The organism is Butyrivibrio proteoclasticus B316 (assembly GCF_000145035.1).
GTDB lineage: Bacteria > Bacillota > Clostridia > Lachnospirales > Lachnospiraceae > Butyrivibrio > Butyrivibrio proteoclasticus.
On the sequence record NC_014387.1, the window covers coordinates 3,473,667 to 3,493,334 of the forward strand.

General features: G+C 40.8%; 18 protein-coding genes and 1 tRNA gene. 3 read left to right on the plus strand and 16 right to left on the minus strand.

The features are described 5' to 3' along the window. Positions 1-4: 4 nt before the first annotated feature. Genes BPR_RS14685 through BPR_RS14695 form a run of 3 tightly spaced genes read left to right on the plus strand, consistent with a single transcriptional unit; the run spans position 5 to position 1,114 of the window. Entirely contained in the window at positions 5-469 is a 465-nt protein-coding gene (locus tag BPR_RS14685) for a LytTR family DNA-binding domain-containing protein (RefSeq protein ID WP_013282276.1), read from the plus strand. Continuing rightward, positions 456-869 (plus strand): DUF6608 family protein, encoded by a 414-nt coding sequence (locus BPR_RS14690; protein ID WP_026662485.1) that lies wholly within the window; start codon positions 456-458, stop codon positions 867-869. The genes BPR_RS14685 and BPR_RS14690 overlap by 14 nt, the downstream gene beginning before the upstream one ends. Continuing rightward, complete coding sequence (locus BPR_RS14695) at positions 869-1,114, plus strand: hypothetical protein (RefSeq protein WP_042257193.1); 246 nt, start codon at positions 869-871, stop codon at positions 1,112-1,114. Before BPR_RS14690 ends, BPR_RS14695 begins: the two co-directional genes overlap by 1 nt. Before the next feature lie 262 nt (positions 1,115-1,376). Here the strand turns inward: BPR_RS14695 and BPR_RS20055 are convergent, their stop codons facing one another. The 16 genes from BPR_RS20055 to BPR_RS14775 form a co-directional block, all read right to left on the minus strand. Beyond that, positions 1,377-1,913 carry a GNAT family N-acetyltransferase gene (locus tag BPR_RS20055; RefSeq protein ID WP_052301836.1) on the minus strand — a complete coding sequence of 179 codons (537 nt, stop codon included), beginning with the start codon at positions 1,911-1,913 and terminating at the stop codon, positions 1,377-1,379. Positions 1,914-2,002: 89 nt separating this feature from the next. After that, positions 2,003-2,076 (minus strand) — tRNA-Pro (locus BPR_RS14705). Between the two features lie 86 nt (positions 2,077-2,162). Continuing rightward, positions 2,163-3,365 carry an AAA family ATPase gene (locus BPR_RS14710; RefSeq protein WP_013282278.1) on the minus strand — a complete coding sequence of 401 codons (1,203 nt, stop codon included), beginning with the start codon at positions 3,363-3,365 and terminating at the stop codon, positions 2,163-2,165. Continuing rightward, positions 3,358-5,013: a DUF5722 domain-containing protein gene (locus BPR_RS14715; protein WP_013282279.1), complete on the minus strand. Its 1,656-nt coding sequence runs from the start codon at positions 5,011-5,013 to the stop codon at positions 3,358-3,360. The genes BPR_RS14710 and BPR_RS14715 overlap by 8 nt, the downstream gene beginning before the upstream one ends. 24 nt (positions 5,014-5,037) lie before the next feature. Beyond that, the gene (locus BPR_RS14720; protein ID WP_013282280.1) at positions 5,038-6,234 is read right to left on the minus strand and encodes an FprA family A-type flavoprotein; all 1,197 of its coding nucleotides are present in this window, start codon (positions 6,232-6,234) and stop codon (positions 5,038-5,040) included. Between the two features lie 55 nt (positions 6,235-6,289). Continuing rightward, the gene (locus tag BPR_RS14725; protein ID WP_013282281.1) at positions 6,290-9,385 is read right to left on the minus strand and encodes an ATP-binding protein; all 3,096 of its coding nucleotides are present in this window, start codon (positions 9,383-9,385) and stop codon (positions 6,290-6,292) included. Positions 9,386-9,397: 12 nt separating this feature from the next. Further along, positions 9,398-10,729, minus strand: coding sequence for an ABC transporter substrate-binding protein (locus BPR_RS14730; protein ID WP_013282282.1), 1,332 nt, complete (start codon positions 10,727-10,729; stop codon positions 9,398-9,400). Positions 10,730-10,760: 31 nt separating this feature from the next. Further along, entirely contained in the window at positions 10,761-11,267 is a 507-nt protein-coding gene (locus BPR_RS14735) for a flavin reductase (RefSeq protein WP_013282283.1), read from the minus strand. A 27-nt stretch (positions 11,268-11,294) separates the two neighbouring features. Then, positions 11,295-11,798 carry a GreA/GreB family elongation factor gene (locus BPR_RS14740; RefSeq protein ID WP_013282284.1) on the minus strand — a complete coding sequence of 168 codons (504 nt, stop codon included), beginning with the start codon at positions 11,796-11,798 and terminating at the stop codon, positions 11,295-11,297. An 88-nt stretch (positions 11,799-11,886) separates the two neighbouring features. Beyond that, positions 11,887-12,750 (minus strand): class II fructose-1,6-bisphosphate aldolase, encoded by an 864-nt coding sequence (fba, locus tag BPR_RS14745; RefSeq protein WP_013282285.1) that lies wholly within the window; start codon positions 12,748-12,750, stop codon positions 11,887-11,889. 89 nt (positions 12,751-12,839) lie between these two features. Continuing rightward, the gene (locus BPR_RS14750) at positions 12,840-14,930 is read right to left on the minus strand and encodes an alpha-glycosidase (protein WP_013282286.1); all 2,091 of its coding nucleotides are present in this window, start codon (positions 14,928-14,930) and stop codon (positions 12,840-12,842) included. A 207-nt stretch (positions 14,931-15,137) separates the two neighbouring features. Beyond that, on the minus strand, positions 15,138-16,955 hold the full coding sequence (ftsH, locus tag BPR_RS14755; RefSeq protein WP_042258128.1) for an ATP-dependent zinc metalloprotease FtsH: 1,818 nt from the start codon (positions 16,953-16,955) through the stop codon (positions 15,138-15,140). A gap of 74 nt (positions 16,956-17,029) precedes the next feature. Then, positions 17,030-17,554: a hypoxanthine phosphoribosyltransferase gene (gene hpt / locus BPR_RS14760; protein ID WP_013282288.1), complete on the minus strand. Its 525-nt coding sequence runs from the start codon at positions 17,552-17,554 to the stop codon at positions 17,030-17,032. Further along, on the minus strand, positions 17,547-18,974 hold the full coding sequence (gene tilS / locus BPR_RS14765) for a tRNA lysidine(34) synthetase TilS (RefSeq protein ID WP_013282289.1): 1,428 nt from the start codon (positions 18,972-18,974) through the stop codon (positions 17,547-17,549). Before tilS ends, hpt begins: the two co-directional genes overlap by 8 nt. 69 nt (positions 18,975-19,043) lie before the next feature. Then, the gene (locus BPR_RS14770; RefSeq protein ID WP_013282290.1) at positions 19,044-19,355 is read right to left on the minus strand and encodes a septum formation initiator family protein; all 312 of its coding nucleotides are present in this window, start codon (positions 19,353-19,355) and stop codon (positions 19,044-19,046) included. 72 nt (positions 19,356-19,427) lie between these two features. Next, positions 19,428-19,667, minus strand: coding sequence for an RNA-binding S4 domain-containing protein (locus BPR_RS14775; RefSeq protein WP_013282291.1), 240 nt, complete (start codon positions 19,665-19,667; stop codon positions 19,428-19,430). Between the last annotated feature and the right edge of the window lies 1 nt (position 19,668).

The window sequence follows — 19,668 nt, forward strand, 5'->3', positions numbered from 1 at the left end:
TAAAATGAAGTTTCTTAAGACCAAAGAGGAAAATCTGGAAGAAAATTATCTGGAATTACATTACGATGAGATAGATGGTGAAACGGCCGCAGTACTCGAAAGACTGCGGCCTGCACTTAAATACATAGAAGGAATCTCTGATGGGAAGAGGGTGACAGTTCCTCTTTCTTCCATTTTTTATTTTGAAACTGTAGACCGCAAGACCTTTGGCTACACCAGTAACACCTGTCTTGAGGTAAAAGAGACACTTCAAAATATCATTGATGACCATAAAGAAGCTGGCTTTGTGCGTATCAGCAAGTCCTGCATCGTCAATCTGTACAAAATAAAGCGCCTTCAGGGCGACCTAAACATGAGGACTCTTATATATCTCAAAAACGACGAGTGCATCGTTATGAACAGAGGCTACAGAGCAGAATTCTATCAGGCACTTAAGCACATTCAGGAGAAAAAAAATGAAGCTAATTAACAAAAACAATTTTATATCCATTGTCTGTGTAACCTTCACACTCATAGTGTGTGGAAAACTCATCCTGGAAAAGGTTACAGGCTATTTAGATAAAAACTACACAGAAAACATTTTTATATGCCTTGGAATATCTATTCTTGCGACTTTTATTTTATCCCTCCATTATTATCTGCAGCGTTTTCCTTTTATTCCTGTGGTTATCGGACAGTACCTGGTGCTTATTGGCTTCGTCTTTTTGGGCATATGGATATTGGGGCGTTTTACAGAGACTTCTCCTTCCGCTTACCATGACATGTTTGTCTCTGTAACTATTCCCTATGTTATTGGCGCTGTAGTTTATTACATAAGCTTCTTTTTGGAAATTAAAAAGGCAAATGAAGTATTCCAGAAATTGAGCTGATGATCATTGTGCTACACTCATTCTTTGCCGATAATGCCGCAGTCTTAAGTTTTTACAAATATGACTGTTTCTTTACTTCAAGTTCTGATTATTCAGAAAGTCTTACTCTGTTTATAAAAGAAAATGATGGCATTGAAGTTACTGTAGTTTCTACCGGAGACTTTCCAAGACGTAAAGATACCTTGATAAGTAAGGCTGAACAGTTCCTAGATCGTCATAAATTCATGACATGTATCAGTCCGTGAATTCCAATAGTCTTAATATCTCTCTTTTGTCGTATAAATCGCCAAAACATTATATCAATAATATAATCTGGCGATTTATAACGCTTAATCACATTATAAATCGCCAATATATATCAAGTGAATATTATAAAGCCCGGGTTAGTTGAGACATCTCAATTAGCCCAGGCTTTTTCAAGCATTATAAAAATTTTGGTTCTTCTGCTACGGCAAGAAAGACATTGTATTCGTTTAATTCTGTAACACGTTTTATCAAAGTCTTACCTCATTCAATTGGTATCTCAAAAACCATCAGATCAATCCCTTTATAGGTACATGTATCTATCAGCCTTCCACCGCAACTAAGGATAACCTTTTTACTTGCCTCATTGGATGGTTCGCAAGCAATTGAGGTGCTCACCTGGCCTTTATCCTTAAGCCACACGAGCAGATTCTGTAATGCCATCTTTGCATAACCCTTTCCTCTCTCAGAAGGGCGTACTGAGTATCCTATGCAAAATTTTGGATCAACGCCAAATCTGTACTGCGCCATTGCAACCAGCCTGTTATCTGATCTTCTCACAAGTAAAAACTGCTCCGCTCGTCCTCCTGCAACCTCTGCGGTATCAGGATTTCTCTTTTGCTCACAGATTTCTATGTATTCCTCTGGATTCTCATGTTTTCTAAGCGGACCGCATCCATCCATATGATCTCCGTTATCAAGAAATTCCTGTCTGTAATCGCCAATCTCTTTTGCATATTCAATGGAAGGTCTAATGAAATCAATATCTGCTAATTTAATATCTATCTTATTACTTACCAATTCGTACAATTCCTCCTCATCCTTATCCTCCCCTTGTATTTAGTAATAAAGCGGGTCTGAGAAATCCTCAAACCCGCTTTATTACTAAGTCGAGGCGACAAGATTCGAACTTGCGACCTCTGCGTCCCGAACGCAGCGCTCTACCAAACTGAGCCACGCCTCGATAGTAAACAATAATGAAAATGATAATGCTTGCTGATGTTCCGCAAGCATTATCGATTATATCAGTATTTTTGTAACTTTACAAGCTCAAGCTTGCGATGGAGCATCATCACTATCACTATTCTTGTTATCTGCAATGATAGACAGGTCTTCGAGATCCTCACGAAGGATTGTCATCATATCATTGCCTGTAGGATTCTCGATAGTAGAAATCCTCCTTGCCTGATTGGTGATGATCTCTTCGAAGAGGTTTCTGACTTCTCTTGCATTTGCAAAGTTATCAATATTCTCAATCTTCTTGGCTGTGATAAGGGCTCTGATCTGGTGCTTAACATCCTCATCAACCTTGTAATCATACTTGTCGCAGTTCATATAGAAGATTTCTTCGAGTTCGTCGATATTATAGTCCGGGAACTCAATGTACTTGTTGAACCTTGACTTAAGTCCAGGATTAGACTCGATGAATTTCTTCATAGGCTCTGTGTAGCCTGCTACGATAACAACAAAGTCATCTCTGTTATCTTCCATTGCCTTGAGGATAGTATCGATGGCTTCCTGGCCGAATGCATCATCCTTCTGGGAAAGAGCATATGCCTCATCAATAAAGAGAACTCCGCCCTTAGCTTTCTTGATCTGCTCGGAAGTCTTAATAGCTGTCTGTCCTACATATCCTGCTACAAGGCCGGATCTGTCCACTTCAACGAGCTGACCTTTAGACAATACTCCTATCTGCTTGTATATTCTGGCAATAATTCTGGCAACTGTTGTCTTACCTGTTCCCGGATTACCTGTAAATACAAGGTGAAGTGATACCGGAACTGACTTAAGTCCCTGATCCTGTCTGGCTTTCTGTACCTTGACGAAGGCTGCAAGCTCTTTGACGTCATCCTTGATACCTGCAAGTCCAATGAGCTTATCAAGAGACTCCATTGGATCCTCTTCAGGCTCCTCAGGCTTTTCTTCTGTTTCTGTAGCAGTCTTGATATCAGGGCCGGAAGCAAGGAGATTCTTGGCTTCTCCAAGAGCTGCATTTGCATTGTCGATTGCATTTCCAAGGGAGTCTGCAGCTTCTCCTATTTTCTTTTCCTGTTCTATTTTCTCAGGATCCTTGGTTGTATTGGTATTTCCTGATGCATTACCATTTGAACCTGAAGCGCTGCTACCATTTGTCCCTACAGATGATCCGCTGTTTCCTGTCGAGAAGAAATCTCCATAGATGCTTCCAAGAAGGTTCTTCTGCATATTTGTAATCTTATTAAGTGTTTCTAATTCTTTATCTAAGTTAGTCATTTAAAAACCAGCCGTTTCTAGTAAGGAATGTTCTGTTAGCAACCAGTGAATTGATATCTGCACCGATCACTGCTGATGCCTTAGCTTTGTAAGTCTCCTGCTGAGCGGTTCCCATTGCCTTATAGAAATCGTAAGACATTTTGTGAGATCCATCAAGATTCTTGAGGCCCTGAGCTATGTGGCTCTCCATCTCATGTGCATCATCAGTCTCTCTAAAGAGGATGAATGACTTGATATATGGATTAGTAGCAGCCATTGTGTAAGCGTAAGCTATAGATGCTGCCTGATATTCTTCACCAAATTCAGATGTATAGCCAATCTCTGAAAGTGCTATATCACGAACCTTGCCTGATGGAGCAAGGAATGAAGACTGACACATATAATCTGTCAGAACATAAAGGTTCTCTATTGTAATATACTTACTTGTTACATTGTTGCTAACGTACTGAGCCTGCTGTTTCCAAGCATATGGGTCGAACAAAGGTGCATTGTATGGGTGAACTGAAAGTCCCCAATCAACATTACCTTCTCTTGCCATGTAGTAGTTGAATCTGTCGAGGAAGTCCTTGGCAAGTGAACATCCGGGATTTGATTTTCTCTGCCATTCCTGATCGATTGAATTATAAATCTTGGCGTTGGCATTAACAGCCTTGATCTCATTGTAGAAAATTCGGAATGCCTTAACATATTCGCTTACATTGAGTTCAAGATTTGTTGAACTCATGTAATACCACTCTGTTCTGGCATTTACTTCGTTACCAATTACCCAGTTATCAATTGTTCCGTAAGCGCCGCCTGAATATCTGTTTGCAAGGAAAGCTGCGATTGCCTTGAGGTGCTGTGTACCGCCATCTTCCTTGGTATTCATGGCATAACCTGGACAAACGTGTGAATCTCTTGAAAGAGGGTGGATAAGGTCTGCTCCGGCTTCTGTCTTATTGTTGAGAATTGTCATTGTGAGCTGGAATCCACTTACATGACACCAGCGAACAAAAGCATCATACTGACCAAGTGTAGCCGGATTGAAATAATAATCGGTTCCATTGTAATTAAAGAGGATAGCTCCCGGAACTGATGCGTCACAAACAATGTCTCCCATGTAGAGGTTGTAAACCATCTGGGCAACACCTAAATCCTTGAATGTAGCTGCATCTGCATTTGTAGGAAGAATTCCCTTGATGCCGTGATCATTTCTGGCTACTGTCTTGTAGGCATTTCCCTCAGGGTTTGTGATATAGTGCTCATCACTTACCTGGATCATTGATCCGCCACTCTTTACTGCAACCAGAAATTTCTTGGAAAGATTAGATTCACCTGAATTATATCCAAGAGGAAAAGAAAATGTGGCACTTGTTCCTCTCTCTGTAGTAGCAACTATTTTTCCTGTTGTACCATCCTGATATACTTCATCAGCGTATAGATAGAATTTGCCATCATCAGATGCCGGAACTGACTTGCAGGAAACATTAGCTACAACTGTTCCTCCCTGTATCACACAGGAATTAATGCTCACAGGTCTTCCTGCTGCCTCTGCAACAACACCTGCATTATCAGTTACAACATGAGATGCCATAACACCACATGAAACTGTTGCTGCCATAGCAACTACAGCAACAAGCTTTTTGAACATATTTACACTCTTTTTCACACTTAACCTCCAAAAATCATCTTTTTATGCCTTGACTATAGCATCTGTAAATGCCTCAAGGCTGTCAGTATCTTTTTTATGAAGTGCACTTTTTATTGTAAGACTCTCTTCGAGAATTGTCACGTTTTTAAGTGTCTGAAGTTTTTCAGTCATGAGTTTGACTGTTACAGGGGCCCATGTGCCATTCTGTGCTAGCGCAAAAGACCTGTTCTGTACTCCAAGGGCAGCCATATCTGCAATAAAGCTTTCCATTGGCGGATAAATACCATTGTTATATGTCGGGCACATGATCACTATATTCTTGCAGCGCCATACCTCCCCTATTAGATATGACACGTCAGTGCCTGATACATCATAAACCTTAACACCGGCTTTAGTCTTATTTCTGATGCTCGCAGCCACAGCTTCAGCTGCACTTGCGGTGTGACCATACAAACTTCCGTAGATAACAACAATATCCTCTGTCTCAGGTTCGTAAGTACTCCACTTCTGATACTTGTCGATAAACCAGGCTATATCTTTTCTCCATACCGGTCCATGAAGTGGTAACAGCATCTGGATATCAAGTCCCTGTGCCTTTTTAAGAACTGCCTGAACCTGCATTCCATACTTACCTACGATATTTGCATAATAGCGTCTTGCAGAATTAAGGAACACTTTCTCAAAATCATATTCATCTGCAAAAAGGCCGCCATCAAGTGCTCCAAAGGTGCCAAAAGCATCAGCACACAAAAGCGCCTTGGAAGTATCATCATAAGCAAACAAAACCTCAGGCCAGTGCACCATAGGAGCTGTCACAAACTTAAAGTTGTGGTTTCCAGTAGACAGACTGTCCCCTTCCTTGACTTCAAGCTTATTAAAACCTGCTGCCTCCGGGAAGAACTGCTCCATGATCTGGAATGTCTTGGCATTACCAACCACTGTAACCTCAGGGAAAAGACCTGTCACAGTACTAATAAGCGAGCAGTGATCAGGCTCCATGTGTAATACCACCAGATAATCAAGTTTTCTTCCGTCAAGACAATCCTTGAGATTCTCAAGATACTGGTCAGATATTGTTATATCTGCTGTATCGAATACGGCTGTTTTATCATCATCTATAAAATAGCTGTTATAAGAAACGCCTTCCGGGATTGGGAAAATATTTTCAAAGCGCTCAAGTCTTCTGTCGCTTCCACCAATCCAAAATATTCCATCTGTTACTTTTTTTACACCGTTCACGTTTTACCCTCCATTAATAACCTATTTTCTCATATTCTAAGAATAAAATAAATCTTTATTTGTTCTTAAACTGTAGTATTGTCTTCTCAACAACCTTGATATCTATAGGCTTAGTCACATGCGCATTCATTCCTGCATCAAAAGCAAGCTGAACGTCATCTGCATAGGCATTTGCCGTCATTGCAATAATAGGTATTCTCTGAGCCCATTCAGTCGGGATACTTCTGATAGCTGCTGCCGCTTCATATCCGTTCATCACCGGCATTTGAACGTCCATAAGTATCATATCATAATCGCCTTCCTTGGCGTTTTTGAACATTTCTACTACTTCCTGTCCGTTACAGCCTCTTGTTACAGTTGCTCCGAACATATCCATGAGTTCTATCAGAATATCAGCATTTATATCATTGTCTTCCGCAGCAAGGAAATGCATTCCTTCAAGTGGATTGGTCTGCTCCTGCTCTTTTTCCACTTTTCTCTTGGTGATATCTTCAATTGCCTTCTTGAGAGTAGTTACAAATACCGGCTTTTGGAGGATATCATTACATCCTGCTGCCCTAAGAGCATCTGCATTCATTTCATAATTATCTGTAACGGCAAATATAAGGCTGTTGTTCTTACTATCTCTTGCCCTTATATTCTTAACAAGCTCTTCAACTGTGGTATCTTCAATTGTCTCATCAATCAGGATAAAATCAAAATGCTTATTCTCAGTCGCCAGCTTGTCAATACACTTAAGAGCCTCTGTGCCGCTATATGCACAGGTTGTATCAATATTGTCTTTTTCATAAGCTTTTCTGTGTTTCTCATCAGCTTCCATATCGCTATTAACAACAAGCATAGTTGTTATTCCATTGGCCTTCCAGAATCCAACATCAGCTTCTACAGCCTTGAGCCTCAGATTAACAATAAAGGTACTTCCCTTTCCTTCTTCTGAATCAACTCTGATAGTTCCGCCCATGAGTTCTACAAGGCTCTTTGTGATCGCCATTCCAAGGCCAGTACCCTGAATAGTCTTGGTTGCTCCCTTTTCTTCTCTGGAAAATGCATCAAATATCTTGTCCTTGTACTCGGGCTTCATACCTATACCATTATCCTTGATAGTAAAGGTAACATTCTGAAAGCCCTCAGATGAAGATGGTGACTCATTTATAGTAAACTCAATTCTACCACCCTCAGGTGTATATTTGATCGCATTGCCCAGAATATTCATGAGGATTTCATTGATTCTCTGCTTATCACCCATAAATATGTCATGCTGCATGTCTTCAATCTTAACAATATATTCCTGATTCTTATTCTTAGCCTGGAAACTGATAACAGAATTTATTTCCTCCAGCAAAAGACCTATCGGCACTTCCTTAATATCGAGCGTAGTCTTACCACTCTCAATCTTACTCATATCCAGAACGTCATTTAGCATGGACAAAAGATTTTGAGATGCAAGACTTATCTTGTGCGTATACTCTTTTACCTTATCAGGCTCTTCTGCATGCTTGTCGATCAGAAGATTAAAGCCGGTGATCGCATTCATAGGAGTCCTGAAGTCATGAGACATATTTGCCAAAAAACTAGTCTTGGCCTTATTGGCAGTCTCAGCTGCATTAAGGGCTTCCTGAAGCTGATGATTTCTCCTGATCTCCTGAGTTCTGTCATAGAGAGCTATCGCAGTTCTCTGTCCGCCATCATCAAAAGTTGTGACCGTGATGCCTCTATAATACAGATGCTCACCGGTTTTGATGTTCTCAAGTTTAATTTCATCCTGTATAAATGCCTCACCGGTCTCTTTACATTTGTTAAATACTGCTTCTATATTTATTCCGTCAGTTTTCTCCTGGTCATGTGCCTTATCAAGGTTTCTTATATCTTCCTGAATATCTGTGAGCGGAATTCCCAGCACATCTTCTACATTAGACGTCACAAAGCTCGGAATATAGCTGTCGCCATCCACAACCGCCAAAATATCATTATTACGTTCAACCACGAAGTCAAACAGCCATTCTCTGTAGTGAATATCGTTGTCCTTGGATTGGAGGTCCTTTACATTACGCTCATTTATCTCATCCACCATCTCTCGGAGCTGCCCTGCCATTCCAGCCATAGCTGTCGACAACTGTCCGATTTCGTCTCTGGATTTATCTTCATCCTGAATGTTGAAATTTCCATTTCTTACTTCGCCCGCCATATCGTTCAGCACGTTAATCCTGCGGCTAAATCTCTCTGCATAAACAGAAGCAACAACAAAGGCCAGGGCAAACAGAATCAGCGCGATAACTATATCTGATATCAGTATAGATACAACATCAGCCGTGATCTCAGACCTGTCAACGTAATAAAAGAGCTTCCATGAATTTTCAAATTTATTTGAAGAAGACAGAAAATACTCTTTTCCTTCAACAAATCCATTGTCCATGAAATCGACACCATAGTCTATGGCAACCTTACATATATCTGTATCAAGCTTCCTATCCTCAATACCTTTGTGGATAACTATGTTTCCTTTTCCATCAACAACAAGTATTCCATTATCAAGATAGCCCGAATTGTTTATTGCCGAGAAAAAAGAGCTGTTTCTGACCTTTAATTCCACTGTTCCCACAAGTTTAGATGAAGTTCCAAGATCCAGAAGAGCCTTGATCACATAGACTCCTCCCTTTCCATCCGTTACCCACATGGTGCTATACTCATTTCTGCACAGGTCATATCTTGTCATCTCATCCTCAGTTTCAGGCTTGTGCATGAAATCACCAATATGATCCTCCGGAATCAGGTCAGAATATATGTTTATCGATTCAATATTGGTATCACTGCTCATGTAATACCAGATAATGGGCTCAATGTTTTTGCTAAGTTCTGCGGAAAGTGTATAAGGGTCGTTTTCTGCACGTTCCAGCGCTTTACGCAAATCCTCCTCATAAGTAAAAAACTTAATAATATCTGTAGTTCTTTTACAGTTACTCTCAAGTCCGTTTGCTATAACTTCGGTATTTCCCTGCATTGCAATTTGCGTCTGCTGGATCAGATTTCTCCTGGCTACAACATACATATATATTCCCAGAATAACGATAGGCACTACGATCAGTACTGCCAGTATTACTCTGAGCTGAGTTTTAATGCTGTGTCTCCACTGCCCTTTTGTCTTAGCGCCCATAAATTAGCCCTCTTAATCCTCTCGCAGGATCTGCTTAACTTCGTCATCAATAACCCAAAATGCAACTTCTACCGATTGCTCTCCCAGTACAACCTTCTGTAATTCCCGTCCAAATACTTCGTATATCTGACTACTATGACTTCCCCACTCATTCCAAGGCATTACCACTCTGTCAGTACTTGTAAGAGACCTGATTTCATCAAATTCTTCAGGATTATCAAAGACCACATTTTTAAGATATGTCTGACTTCCCTGTCTGTCTGACCATAACGCGCGTTGTCCGTCAACCGTCGCTATTTTACCGACAACATCCATTGCCATTTGCTTATTTGGGGTAAAAGAGTTGACTGCAAAGCCGCAGTTACAGCCGCCTATAAGCACAGCTCTTCCAATTGTTTCACTTGAAAGTGCCATAGTTCCAAGCTTAATATCCGGATTTGCTTCTTTTATCCTGTTATAATCTGACAGACCTCCCATATACATAAAGCTCTTTCCTGAGGCAAACTCTTCTATTGCAGCTGTGTCATCCATAATACACATACTTCTTGTATATACTTTATGAATGCACATATTCTGCCATTTATACATATAAGGTCTGATTTCCATGAGAAAAGTCGTTTGTCCGTAGGCGATTTTACTCCCAAATTTCTTCCCTTCGTCAGTAGCAAGGTACCCTGATGCCAAGAGAGCAAGCGCTGTATCCGCTACCTTATCTGAGTCTTTTAACCCGGCAGACAGCGGCTTAATACCCATTTCATTTTGCAAATGATCACACAGATCAAGGAATCCATCAAAAGAAAGCGGAAGCTTTTGGTTACTTTTCTGCATAATTTCTTTATTATAAAAAATGCATTGGAAATCACTTGTACTTGGAACTGCGTACTCTCTGTTTCCATACATAAATGCTTCTTTTCCCTTATCAGTAAAGTTATCGCAGTAGGCAGAAACATCCTCAATATACCTGTTTTTTGCATGTTTTTTTGCCATACTTGGCGTCATCATAACTACATCGGTCGCAGTTTTAGAAGATAACTCGGAATCTATTATGTACTCATAGCTATCCTTGGAAATATATCTGTATTTAAAATTGTAATTAGGATATTCATTGGCAAGAAATGCCATTAGATTCTTGACGCAGGATTCGTCAAGCCAGCCTGAAATCTGGATTGTTGTCATAGGATCATAAAAATCCCATTCTTCAGAGCCACTATTATCATAGTCCTCTAAAATTTGCGCAAACTCATCAGAGCGTGGAACTGACTCTCCGCAGCCAGATAACACGCCTACTGACAATAAAATCGAGCTCAATACGCAGGAAAAGATATTCCTAATTCTTGTTTTCATATGCCCCTCATAAGCACATTTTTAAGAAACACTACCTTACCAATACCTTAGTTATCTCCCCAACGTATATTACATGACTATTCTGATCTTTATAGAACTCCTCCGGAAGGTCTTTATCCACAAAGCCATCTGTTCCAATTACTTTTCTGTACAAGACCTTACAGATCAGCACATTACTGGATTCTTCTATAAACGGAACTCCCTCATGATAGCACACATTAAGGCGTGCTCCCTTGAGCTTATCCTCATCTTTACCGGATACAGCCTGCAGATACTTGATCGCACCGCGAAATTCCGTATTATCAAGAAAACTAATTGAGTATTCTCCTGATGCATCAATCAGATCCTTGGTGTATCGATTCTCTCTGACACAGACGAATGTCACATGTCGTCCCCACATCTGACCGACACCGCCGTTTGATGCAGCTGTTGTATTGACTTTGGTTCCATCTCCGGCAGTTACCAGAAATTTACGACCGTCAAAAACATAGGAACCATTTTCAACATCTTCGATATCTACAGGTTGAAATACTCTCATGTTTACCTCCGAAATAATTGGAAAACATCAGAAGTCTCTAATCTTATCGTCCTCTGTGAGACCTGTGTTTTCAATTTTGGTTATCGTTATTTCATAACTATAATTATCGCTTACTTTTATATTAACACGGTCACCTACTCTATGTCCAAGTAATTGTTTACCCAGTGGAGATTCAACACTGATAAGGCCTTTTAATGAGTTCTGTCTCATTGTTGTAACTATTTTATAGGTCTCCTCACTGCCATCTTCCTCGATACGTACAGTTACTGATTTATTCATTCCAACCTGATCTTCTGTAGTGTTATCGTCGATAACCTTAGCAGTTTTGATCATTCTCTCCAGGAACCTGATCCTGCTCTCATTTTGATTCTTCGCCTTTTTGGCAGCATAATACTCAAAATTCTCGGACAGATCACCCTGTGCACGAGCCTCTTTAACATGCTCAAGAAGCTCTTTTCTGACTACAACCTTGCGGTGTTCTATCTCTGCCTCCATGTCCTCAATATCTTTTCTGGTTAGTTCGTTGTTCATTTAAGTCCCCCATGGTAATTATTATTTTATAACAGCAAAGGGCGAAGCCTTACGGCCTCGCCCCATCGTAATTCTAAAATCAATTGCATCAAGCCTTGCCAACTGATCCAAAGAGTTCCATCTTCTCTTTAACAGTTGCCTTGATTGCCTCAGCACCAGGAGCAAGAAGCTTACGAGGGTCAAATCCCTTACCTTCAAGATCCTTACCAGCCTCAACATACTTACGTGTTGCATCAGCAAATGAAAGCTGGCACTCTGTATTAACGTTAATCTTGGATACACCAAGTGTGATTGCCTTCTTGATCATATCTGCAGGAATTCCTGTGCCGCCGTGAAGTACGAGAGGCATAGTTCCTGTCTTCTGCTGGATAGCGTCAAGAACGTCGAATCTAAGTCCTGGCCATCCCTCTGGATACTTACCATGGATGTTACCAATACCTGCTGCAAGCATATCTACGCCGAGATCAGCGATTCTCTTGCACTCTTCAGGATCAGCACACTCACCCATACCAACAACGCCGTCTTCCTCGCCGCCGATTGAACCAACCTCAGCCTCGATTGAAAGACCAAGCTGATGAGAAACGTTTACAAGCTCTGATGTCTTAGCAACGTTCTCTTCGATGTTGTAGTGTGATCCATCGAACATGATAGATGTGAAACCAGCCTTGATGCACTTGTAGCATCCTTCGTATGTACCGTGGTCAAGGTGAAGTGCAACAGGAACAGTGATTCCAAGGCTCTCGTCCATAGCCTTTACCATAGCTGCTACTGTTGTGAAACCTGTCATATATTTACCAGCGCCCTCAGAAACACCGAGGATAACTGGGGACTGAAGTTCCTGTGCTGTAAGAAGTACTGACTTAGTCCACTCCAGGTTGTTAATGTTGAACTGGCCTACTGCATAGTGGCCTTCTTTTGCTTTTACAAGCATGTCTCTTGCGGATACTAACATTGTTTTTCTCCCTTGTTTATGTAGTATTGATGGTTAAATCCATTATATACTTCTTGTCGGAAAAAATAAAGTTAATCATTTCACAAGCATCAGCCAAAGTCAAAGTAGTTATCTGCCCAGAACTCGTCGTCAGATACTGGTTCGAAACTGTTGTACCTGAGTACTGTTCCTGACCTGCGTGAAAGAGTAAGTGTTATTACTCCGTTCTTGGCCCTGACTGTTGAGCTGCCTGTATTATAACCGGTATTATCTGAAGTAATAAGTGCTTTCAGATTGGCATCGCGAGGAATACCTGTAGGCCATATCTCGATTTCCTTGGTTACTTCAAAATCATTATTGTTAATAGCAACTATTACAGCTGCTGTCCTGTTAAATCTTCCATACGCAATGAAATTATGCTCTGCCAGAAGTTCTCTAATAGAACCACTTACTATTTCAGGACAGGACTTGTGTATTGCTATCATATCCTTGTGGAAATTGATCATCTCGTGATCTTCATGTCCCCAAGGATAGGTTCTTCTATTATCAGGATCTGTAAATCCGCAAACTCCGGCTTCATCTCCATAGTAGATTGTAGGAGCTCCGGGCCATGTCATCTGGATCATGACAGCTTCTCTCATGACACCCTTGTTAATGCCTGTATCTGCTGACTGGGGCATAAGATTGCTACTCCTTCCAACCTTCTGTGAAGTTCTTGTAAGGAATCTTGAATGGTCATGATTAGAAAGCTCATTCATCGCTGTGTATAGAGAAGACATACTGAAATTCTCTCCGCCACAATAAGCCATGGTATCAAAGAATTCCCTGGCATTTCCGACTCTTGATGGCTGGAATTCATCTGAGTGTTTCTCCATACCGGTCAGGAACCAGGAAAGTGGTTCCATGAAAGCATCATAATTCATGACCGTATCCCACTCTTCTCCCTGTAGCCATTCTCCAGCAGGCCCATAATGTTCTGCCAGAATGATCGCATCCGGATTAGCTTTCTTAACTTCAGTTCTAAATCTCTTCCAGAAATAATGATTATAATCCCTGGAATGGCCAAGATCAGCAGCCACATCAAGTCTCCAGCCGTCTGCATTATAAGGAGCAGATACCCACTTGCGTCCAATGCTGAGAATATACTCCTCAAGCTCCTTGGAGCCTTCATAGTTCAGCTTGGGCAGAGTATCATATCCCCACCAGCCGTCGTAATTTGAATTGTAAGGCCAGTTTCCTCCATTAAAGGAGAAGAAATTGTGATAAGGACTTGTCTCTGAAACATAAGCACCCTTCTCATAATCACTCTCGCCTTCATAAATTCGCTCTTTATCAAGCCATTTGTTAAATGAACCGCAGTGATTAAATACACCATCGAGAATAACTCTGATTCCTCTCTTATGCGCTTCCTCAACCACCTTGGCAAACAGAGCATCACTGGCTTCTAAGTTCTTCTTATTGGTTACACGTCTGATATACTTGGTTGATCTGGAATTATCCTGTCCATCCTGATTAAGATCACCGCCATCCTCTAATATAACTCCAAAATGAGGATCAATATGATCATAATCCTGTGTATCATACTTGTGAGATGAAGGAGATACGAATATTGGATTAAAGTAAATTGCGTCTATTCCAAGCTCCTTAAGATAATCGAGCTTGTTCAGAACTCCCTGAAGGTCTCCTCCATAGAATTCTCCAAAATCCCAGTTAACATCCGGATACTGATTCCAGTCATCAACCTTCACGCTCTTATGTCCGTTATAATAGTATTCACCGGTCTGAACATCATTAGATCTGTCACCGTTACAGAATCTATCCACAAAAATCTGGTACATTACTGCGCCTTTGGCCCAGTCCGGAGTAGAAAATCCCGGAAAGATCCTGAACTTCATACTATCCAGAACTGTCTGTCCGCAGCCTCTTTTATCATAGTAAAAAAGGCTTCCGTCCTCAGATTTTATTTCGAAATAATAAGGAACTACTCCGTTTCCTGTCTTAACTCCAACATCATAGAAGTCAAACTCACCATCGGACTCCGTGCGTCGCATGATGAATCTCTCATTTCCCCAAACAAGAGTAACTTCTACATTGTCACTCTTGGAGCTTCTGAATCTCACCTGTGTTTTTCTATTCTTATCAGGTTCTGCTGGTCGTAAGTAGTCCAGCGTCATGTCATGAAATAAAGCTTTTGTATTCATACTCTTTCCTATTATTACATGCAAAAAAGACAGCTCAAAAGCTGTCTTTTTAGAGAAGGTATTTCTTTCTTATGGGGTATAGCAAAAAACTATATAATGTATTGGGGGGTTACGCATATTATACTAACATCCACCCAAACCCTAGTAAAGACTAATACTTCACAAATTTGTCAAAAACAGCTATGTGATTTTGTGCACTTTGTACAATCAGATTTCTATTTCCACATCCGTAGTGATATCCATACCTTCAAATAGAGCTTCAAATTCCTCTCTGCCAATCTTCTCTTTTTCAATCAGCAGATTAGCACTGCTATGAAGGACAGACTCGTACTGCAATATGATCTCTTTAGCTTTTGCATAGCATTTATCGATAATCATCTTAACTTCCTTATCGATTTCCCCGGCCATGAATTCGCTATGTTTCTTGGAATGAGAAATATCGTATCCAATAAATACATCTTCCTCATTCTCATCATAATTTATTACACCAAGATTCTCTGACATACCATACTTGGTAACCATATTTCTGGCTTCCTGGGTTGCCTTCTTGATATCACTTGAAGCACCGGTTGTAATATCACCGAAAATAATCTCTTCTGCAATTCTGCCACCAAGAGATACCATGATATCCTCGAGCATTCTCTTCTTGGTGATAAACATTTCATCTTTTTCAGGAAGAGGCATAGTATAACCAGCTGCCCCAAGACCTGTAGGAATGATAGAAATAGTGTGGACCGGTCCGACTTCCGGAAGCACATGGAACAATATAGCATGTCCTGCCTCGTGGTAAGCGGTGATCTTCTTTTCTTTATCAGAAATGATGCGGCTTCTCTTCTCTGTTCCAATACCAACCTGAATAAAGGCCTTCTCAACATCATCCTGTTTGATGAACTGTCTGTTATCCATAGCTGCGTTAATAGCAGACTCATTTAAAAGGTTCTCAAGATCAGCACCTGTAAACCCGGCTGTGGTCTGAGCAACCTTTTTAAGATCAACATCTTCAGAAAGAGGCTTGTTACGCGCATGAACCTTGAGGATTTCCTCTCTTCCTCCAACATCAGGTCTGGCAACAGTGATCTTACGATCAAATCTGCCGGGTCTCATGATAGCCGGATCAAGGATATCTACTCTGTTAGTTGCTGCCATAACGATGATTCCTTCATTAGTACCAAAACCATCCATCTCAACAAGCATCTGGTTGAGTGTCTGCTCTCTCTCGTCATGTCCACCGCCCATACCGGTTCCACGTCTTCTTGCTACAGCATCAATCTCATCAATAAAGATTATACATGGAGCATTCTTCTTGGCATCAGCAAAAAGATCTCTAACTCTTGATGCGCCGACACCAACAAACATCTCTACAAAATCCGAACCTGAAATTATAAAAAACGGAACTCCGGCTTCTCCTGCAACTGCCTTGGCAAGAAGAGTCTTACCTGTACCGGGAGCGCCTTCAAGAAGAACTCCCTTAGGAATTCTTGCTCCAACCTTGGTAAATTTTCCCGGATCTTTCAAAAATTCTATAATCTCAGCAAGCTGCTCTTTTTCCTCTTTGAGACCGGCGACATCATCAAGTTTGATGTTATTCTCCTCACCTGTAGACATCTTGGCTCTGCTCTTGCCAAAATTGAGCATCTTGGAGTTGCCACCGCCTCCGGCCTGAATTCCCATCATCATCGAATACATGAACACGAGAACTACCAGGCCTACTATTATAGGAATAATACCATTTATCAGAACATTCTCTGAAGGAATATCCTTAACTTCCAGTCTTATACCCTTGTCATTGACAAGTGATTCAACCACTGTGACATCTGTGGAATAAAAAACCACATCATTCTTGCCATTATTAAAAGAAACTTTGACAGCACCAGTCGGCGTCTCAGCATTAGGCATTATCACAACGTTATTAATACTGCCTTGTTCCATGTCACTTTGAAGAGTAGACACATTATAGACATCTGAACTTGATGAAAACAGATTACTGCTATACTGGATCACCACTACAAATGCCAGGAGTATCATTGCAATGACAATAATAGAATTAAAATTTCTGGACTTATTCAAATTCCCCGTTGCCCCCTTTATGAAGCTATTAATTAGTTAAATTCAACTACTCCAATATATGGAAGGTTACGATATCTCTGATCATAGTCAAGACCGTATCCTACAACGAACTCGTCCGGGATTTCAAATCCTGTATAATCAACCTTAACATCTGTAACTCTTCTCTCCGGCTTGTCAAGGAGTGTGCACAGCTTAATGCTGGCTGGTCCTCTGTCACCAAGCATCTTAATAAGATATGAAAGTGTTCTTCCTGAATCAACGATATCCTCTACAATAAGAACATCTCTGTCCTTGAGCGGCTCATCAAGATCCTTGACGATCTTAACAACACCACTTGATTTAGTGGAACTTCCGTAACTTGAAGCTGACATAAAGTCCATAGTTACAGGAACTGTAATGCGCTTTGCAAGCTCACACATGAAAAATACTCCACCTTTAAGTACACATACAAGATGAACTGACTTGCCCTGATAGTCTCTTGAAATCTGCTCTCCAAGCTCCTGGATTCTCTTATCTACTTCCTCTTCCTTGAGTAGTACACGTACTGATTCAGCCATTAAAAAAACCTCCATTATCAATATTAATTTCTAATATTCTGCCCGTTTTATTGTTTATCTTGTAAGCTCCACTCATTCTAACTCCGGGAACCCACAAAACATTACTACCATCCGTCAAAAGATATACTTCATCTCGAATTGTTATAGGAACTTTCTCATCTGTCATAAGCTTGCCAATTTTCTTCTTATGAAGAGTTTGTTCCTGCTCCAAAAGTATGTAGTCTTCCGGCTTTCTCCGCCTGAAAACAGCCCTTTGTATTCTATCATAATCGAACCATTTAGTATACGCAGCCGACGGAAATAGTTTCCCACCATTATATTGCAATACTCTGATATGTGCTATACCTAAATTTGGAATTTCGAATTCTAATTCATCTCCCACATCCAGATTTGACGGTATTTCAAACTCTTTTTCCGAATACGATGAATTTTTTGTGTCCTTTATTCCTATTGTAAGCTTGTCGTAAGATCTTACCGCTTCCAGATTATATGGAAGATCTACTGTCTGCGTTCCGGAAGTTCCTTCTGCCAATATAAGTATTGAGTCTATATGAGCTGACGTAATGTCTTTCCTGCTGGGAGTGAGGCTCTCGAGACTCCTTAGGATAACTCCTGATTTTATGGCGTCATCTTCCTGCCTGTAATCAGTAAGATTTATAACAACATTTCCCTCTTTTTCTGTTGCTACACGGTGATAAACTTTCTCAGCCTCATCCTGAATATAGCCATCAGCCTTGGCAAACTCGATTGCTGCTCTGCACAGGTGCGCAACCGCTTTCTTGTTTACCTCCTTCTCCATCTTGGGAATCAGGATGTTTCTGATTATATTCCTTGTGTGTATATTTTCATCATTAGTCTTATCATGGCAAAAGAGCTGTCTCTTTCCTTTGAGATATTTCTCAATCTCAGCCCTGTCCACACACAGAAACGGGCGAATGATATTACCTCTTACAGGTCTTATAGCACCGGCTCCATGTAATCCACTTCCTCTAATAAGGTTCATCAAAAGAGTTTCTGCCACATCATTCTGATGGTGTGCTACTGCAATGATGCTTGTTCCATGTTTTTTGGCAGTCTCAGTAAATGCTTCGTATCTGGCACGTCTTCCGGCTTCCTCCTCAGTCATCTTCCACTTTTTGGAGAGCTTTGGAATATCTTTTTTATAAACAACGCACTCAATATCATGTTCTTCACAGAAGTTTTTTACAAAGGTTTCATCCTCTATGGCTTCTTCCCTGATGCCGTGATTAACATGTACTGCAACAAGCTTTATATTCAGAACTTTAGAAAGACTACAAAGCGTGAGCATGAGTGCTGTGGAATCCGCGCCTCCTGAAAAACCCGCCAGTACAGTACTGCCGGGGTCTATCATATTATTTGCTCTAATAAAATCGTAGACTTTGTTCTCGAATTTATTCATATCACCCTGTAAAAATCAAAGCGCAGACCCCATACGATCCTCGTATTGTTGCCTGCGCTATGTTTACGATTAATTGTTATCGTTCTTGAAGATAATCTCTCCCGGATATACTAATCCAAGCTTATCTCTCGCTGTATCCTCTATGTATTTACGCGTGTGCGTGTACTTCTCAAATTCGGCTATCTCGGCACTTCTCTCTTCTTCCTGCTCAATTTGAGCAACAAGTGCCTGCTCTCTGGTCTGATAATCATCTGCCTTTTTCATAAGTCCGATACTCTTAATAGAAACTACGGAAACCAGAATAAGCACAACGATGCTAGCCCAGATTATGCCTGCCGCATTCTGGAAGCGACGACGCTTATAGCGTGCTCTGCTTGCCATGTTACACCCCTCAAAAATAAGAAAAATATGATATTACCTTAAAAATATAATAATACAGCGATTAAACCTATGTCAAATATAACGATAGAGCTGAGACACATCTTCTTTGTGGATAGTTTCCTGAACATCAAGCACTTCAACACTTACGTCCTTGTTTCCAAATCCAATTGTAATCTTATCTCCAACCTTAACCTCTGCTGAAGCCTTGGCAGGACGGCCGTTTATCGTTACTCTTCCTGCGTCGCAGGCCTCATTGGCAACTGTCCTTCTTTTAATAAGTCTTGTCACTTTTAAATATTTATCTAATCGCATT